General features: G+C 35.4%; 6 protein-coding genes and 1 pseudogene. 6 read left to right on the top strand and 1 reads right to left on the bottom strand.

The window, feature by feature from the left end; genetic code table 11:
• The 6 genes from HMPREF0819_RS02520 to HMPREF0819_RS02495 all read left to right on the top strand — a co-directional run.
• Positions 1–1,062, top strand: a 1,062-nt coding sequence (locus tag HMPREF0819_RS02520) for a DUF2130 domain-containing protein (RefSeq protein ID WP_004231863.1), incomplete at its 5' end; no start/stop codon positions are given.
• Positions 1,063–1,153: 91 nt separating this feature from the next.
• Positions 1,154–2,032, top strand: a complete 879-nt coding sequence (gene truB, locus HMPREF0819_RS02515; RefSeq protein WP_044023281.1) for a tRNA pseudouridine(55) synthase TruB — start codon at positions 1,154–1,156, stop codon at positions 2,030–2,032.
• A gap of 12 nt (positions 2,033–2,044) precedes the next feature.
• On the top strand, positions 2,045–2,977 hold the full coding sequence (locus HMPREF0819_RS02510) for a bifunctional riboflavin kinase/FAD synthetase (protein WP_004231861.1): 933 nt from the start codon (positions 2,045–2,047) through the stop codon (positions 2,975–2,977).
• Between the two features lie 42 nt (positions 2,978–3,019).
• Complete coding sequence (locus tag HMPREF0819_RS02505) at positions 3,020–3,424, top strand: Spx/MgsR family RNA polymerase-binding regulatory protein (protein ID WP_004231859.1); 405 nt, start codon at positions 3,020–3,022, stop codon at positions 3,422–3,424.
• A gap of 69 nt (positions 3,425–3,493) precedes the next feature.
• A complete protein-coding gene (locus tag HMPREF0819_RS02500; RefSeq protein ID WP_004231856.1) occupies positions 3,494–3,769 on the top strand; it encodes a UPF0223 family protein in 276 nt (91 codons plus the stop codon).
• On the top strand, positions 3,759–4,523 hold the full coding sequence (locus tag HMPREF0819_RS02495; RefSeq protein ID WP_004231853.1) for an inositol monophosphatase family protein: 765 nt from the start codon (positions 3,759–3,761) through the stop codon (positions 4,521–4,523). Before HMPREF0819_RS02500 ends, HMPREF0819_RS02495 begins: the two co-directional genes overlap by 11 nt.
• Positions 4,524–4,585: 62 nt before the next feature.
• Here the strand turns inward: HMPREF0819_RS02495 and HMPREF0819_RS08650 are convergent.
• Positions 4,586–5,029, bottom strand: a pseudogene (locus HMPREF0819_RS08650) (transposase); the annotation flags it as partial.

Genomic DNA, 5,029 nt, shown 5'->3' with positions numbered 1-5,029 from the left:
CAAGAAATCATTACTTTAAAATCACAATTAGATAATCTTAATTCAGTTAAAAAACTTGAATTAAAACAAGCTTTAGCTGAAAAAGATAAAGAGCTTGTTGACCTTAATAATCAAATTGAGCGCTTGTCGCTTGAAAATAAAACAAGCTTGGTTGAAGCAGTTGCAAGTGTTGAAAAAGAACGCGACGATGCAAAGGCTAAGCTTGCATTGCAGGAAAAGGAAGCAGAGCTATCTCTTGCATCAGTTAAAAGCGATTATGAGGCACAGTTAAAAGCTGCCAACGAGCAAGTTGAGTTCTACAAAAACTTTAAAGCTCAGCAATCTACAAAAGCGATTGGAGAAAGCTTAGAAGTTTATGCAGAAACAGAATTTAACAAAGTTCGTGCCTATGCTTTCCCAAATGCCACTTTTGGAAAAGATAATGAAGTTTCAAGTCGTGGCTCAAAGGGTGATTTCATTTACCGTGAAACAGATGAAAATGGTGTTGAAATACTATCGATTATGTTTGAAATGAAAAACGAGGCTGATGAGACTAAGACCAAGCATAAAAACAAGGATTTCTATAAAGAACTTGATAAAGACCGTCGCGAGAAAAATTGTGAGTATGCCGTTTTAGTAACCATGCTAGAAATTGACAATGATTATTTCAATACTGGGATTGTCGATGTTAGTCACGAGTATGAAAAAATGTACGTTGTGCGTCCGCAATATTTCATCCAACTGATTGGTATTTTGCGAAATGCTGCGCTTAATTCACTTAAGTACAAGCAAGAATTAGCTTTAGTGCGCGAACAAAATATTGACATCACACACTTTGAAGATGATCTTGAGACCTTCAAAAATGCTTTTGCTAAGAATTACAATTCAGCAAGCAATAACTTCAAAAAAGCCATTGACGAAATTGATAAATCTATTCGTCGTATGGAAGAAGTTAAACGTTTCTTAACTACTAGTGAAAACCAACTTCGTCTTGCAAATAATAAACTGGATGATGTTTCGGTAAAAAAATTAACCCGAAAAAATCCAACAATGCGAGCAAAATTTGAAGCCTTGAAAGATTGATTTAAATTTTGGTAATAAAATGTTGACAAGTTGAAACAAAATCAAAGTTTTAGCTTGTCTTTTAATGCTGAAAACGGTTATAATAGTAGTTATGATTAACGGAATTATTAACTTAAAAAAAGAAGCAGGAATGACTAGTCATGACGCAGTCTTCAAGCTTCGAAAAATTTTACAGGAAAAGAAAATTGGTCATGGTGGAACGTTAGACCCTGATGTAGTCGGTGTTTTGCCAATCGCTGTTGGAAAAGCAACTCGTGTGATTGAATATATGACTGAAGCTGGAAAAGTTTATCGTGGGCAGATTTGTCTTGGTTTCTCAACAACGACAGAAGATGCTAGTGGTGAAATTCTTGAGAAAACTCCAGTTACTGATTTGTCTGAAGAGAAGGTAGATCAAGCTTTGTCTCGCTTTATTGGAGACATCATTCAAGTCCCACCGATGTATTCAGCAGTTAAAGTTAATGGTAAACGTTTATATGAGTATGCTCGAGCTGGTCAAGCAGTCGAACGTCCAAAACGTCAAGTAACTATTCATAATTTCAAACGAATTAGTCAGTTATCATTTAAAAATGACTGCTGCTATTTTGATTTTGAAGTTGCTTGTAGCAAAGGTACTTATATTAGAACGTTATCAGTTGATTTAGGAAAAGAACTTGGCTATGCAAGTCATATGTCTTACCTTGAACGTCAAGCTTCAGCAGGTTTGCAATTAGAAGATGCTTTAACTTTATCTGAAATTGCTGATAAAGTTGCACATGACGATTTTTCATTCCTCATGCCAATCGAATACGGTGTTATAGACTTACCTCGTATTGATTTGACTGATGAAGAAGTTACTGAAATCTCTTTTGGTCGAAAGATTGCCATTGATAGAGATGAAGAGCAATTAGCAGCCTTCTATCAAGATAAAGTTGTAGCTATTCTGATTCCACGTGATGACCTATATAAACCTAATAAAGTGTTTTTATAATAGATTGGAAAAATGAATATTCAACAAATAAATGATGCTCGAGATATAAAAACTACTCGAGATAGTGTTTTAGTATTGGGATACTTTGATGGTCTCCACAGAGGTCACAAAGCATTATTTGATCAAGCAAGAAAAATTGCTGAACGTGATCAATTAGAATTGACTGTTTTGACTTTTAATGAGTCACCACGCTTAGCTCTTGCTCGATTTACACCTGAGTTGCTCCTTAATTTGACAGCTCCACAAAAGCGATATGGCAAATTCGCTGAGTACGGTGTTGATAATCTTTACTTGATTGATTTCACATCATCATTTTCAAAGGGTTCGTCAAAAGAATTTCTTGAAACATATATCAAAGCGTTGCGCGCCAAAACAATTGTTGTTGGTTTTGATTATAAATTCGGTCATGACCGTAAGGATGCTAACTATCTTTCAGAGATTTTTGATGGCCAAGTTATTGTCGTTCCTGAAGTCCAAGAAAATGGTGAAAAGATTAGCTCAACAAGAATTCGTAAAGAAATCTTATCTGGAAATGTTTCTGAGGTTAGTCGTCTTTTAGGATATGAATTTTCAACAAAAGGAATTGTTGTTCATGGAGATGCAAGAGGACGTTCAATCGGATTTCCTACTGCAAATCTTGCTGTATTAGATCGTGTTTATACTCCAGGTGACGGTGTTTACGTGACGGATATTATCGTATCTGGTAAACGTTATCGTTCAATGACTAGTGTCGGGAAAAATGTAACCTTTGGTGGTCAAGATTTACGTCTGGAAGCTAATATTTTTGATTTTCAAGAAGATATTTACGGTGAAACTGTAGAAATAATCTGGCTAGACAAGATTCGAGGCATGGAAAAATTCTCCGGTGCTGACGAGCTAGTTGAGCAATTAAAAAAAGATAAAAAAATTGCCCAAAACTGGATAAAAAATAGCAATGTTTTTTAAAATTTTGTATAATTAATATAAAAAGATGAGAGAGGTGGTTTTATGATTACTCTATTTTTGTCACCAAGTTGTACGAGCTGTAGAAAAGCGCGAGCTTGGCTTAATGCACATGATGTTAAATTTCAAGAACATAACATCATTACCAGCCCTCTTAGTTGCGATGAATTGATGAATATTTTAGCGTTCACCGAAAATGGGACAGAAGATATTATTTCAACTCGTTCAAAAGTTTTCCAAAAATTGGATATTGACCTTGACGAGTTATCTGTTTCAGATTTAATTGATTTAATTGCAAAAAATCCTGGTTTACTTCGTCGTCCGATTATATTGGACAACAAACGAATGCAAATTGGATTCAATGAAGACGAAATTCGTGCGTTTTTGCCGCGCGATTATCGCAAACAAGAGTTGCGTGAAGCAACAATTAAAGCAGAGATTGAAGGATAGAAAGGAATGACTCATCGGTTTTACTTGTATTAAAGATTACTTGTTTTTGATGAGTTTGGACATTATTGTATGAAAAATTACAGCTATCCACTTGATTTGTCTTGGAGCACTGAAGAGATAGCATCAGTGCTTCATTTTTTGAATCAAGTTGAAGCCGCATACGAAACAAAAGTTTCAGTAAGTGATTTATTAAATAGCTACGCTGAATTCAAAACAATCGTTAAAAGCATAGCTCAAGAAAAGCAAATTGATCGTGCATTTCAGCAAAGTAGTGGATACTCAACTTATCAAGCTGTAAAAACTGCTAAAGCTAAGGAGAAAGGATACATTTCCCTTGGAAAATAAGTTTGAATTTGCTAAACAAATTATTCGTGAAGCAGGCGATTTAATCAAATCGAGTATGCTCAGTAATCTTCAAGTCGAAGAAAAAACACGTTTTGATGATTTGGTAACAAACGTTGATAAATCGACTCAGGAATTACTGGTTACAAAAATTAAAAAATATTATCCTAATGATAATATTTTTGCTGAGGAGAACGGCTTACGACATAGCATATCTGATGGCAATGTTTGGGTTCTCGATCCAATTGATGGAACGGTTAATTTTGTTGCTCAAGGGACACATTTTGCTGTTATGATTGGCTATTATGAGAATGGTGTAGGTCAGTTTGGTCTTATTTATGACGTGATGAACGATTTGTTGTATTCTGGTGGTGGCCGATTTGATGTTTATAAAAATAATCAAAAATTACCTTCATTCCAGAATCGACCTCTTAATCGCTTTTTAGTTGGTTGTAATGCTTGCATGTATGCGACTAATTACCACGGTCTTCAAGATATGATTGAACAAACTTTAGGGATTCGAGTTTATGGTGGAGCAGGTATTAGTATGGCTGCTGTAATGGAAGGTCAGCTAATGGCTTACTTTTCTTATATTCAACCGTGGGATTATGCGGCAGCTAAGGTCATGGGAGAAAAACTTGGCTATACTTTATTGACTATCGATGGAAAAGAGCCTGATTTTGTTAATCGACAGAAAGTCATGTTTGTTCCAAAAGAAAAATTACCAGAAATACAAGCTTATTTGAAGAAAACCTAGTATGTTTGAACTGCACCCCAAAAGTTAGGGTTCTTTGTCAACTGTAGTGGGTTGACTTATAATCACATGCGAGAGAGGACTTTGGTCCTCTCTTTCTTGATGTTCAAAGTGATAAGTATTTTTGTTTTGAAGTTGTCGAAATTTCTGAATCCAAAGGCTTATCGTTTGATATCTTTAATGAGTTTGTTAGTGGCTTCTAGTCTAGCGTTGGAATAAGGCATTTCTAAAGCATTGGTGATGTAGTCTTTATATCTGATGAAGGTCTGGAAAACCTTCTTAAACGCTGGATTGACATAGTGTTTATGCTCTTGTATGAGTGAGAAAAAGTGGTCACGATTCTTTTCTTGGAAATAAGAGCAGTTGGTAGAGTTCGTAGTAGTGGCTTAGTTCATCTGAGAATGCCAGTGCTTTCTCGATGATTTCTTTAGGAGTTCTAGTTTCCCTGAGCGTTCTAGAGTAAAAACGCTTGTCAGAAAGTTTTCGACTGTCCTTATGTAAGATTCTCT

This window comes from Streptococcus equinus ATCC 9812 (genome assembly GCF_000187265.1).
GTDB lineage: Bacteria > Bacillota > Bacilli > Lactobacillales > Streptococcaceae > Streptococcus > Streptococcus equinus.
The sequence above is the reverse complement of the archived record's forward strand: the minus strand, read 5'-3'. Positions and strand labels throughout refer to the sequence as shown.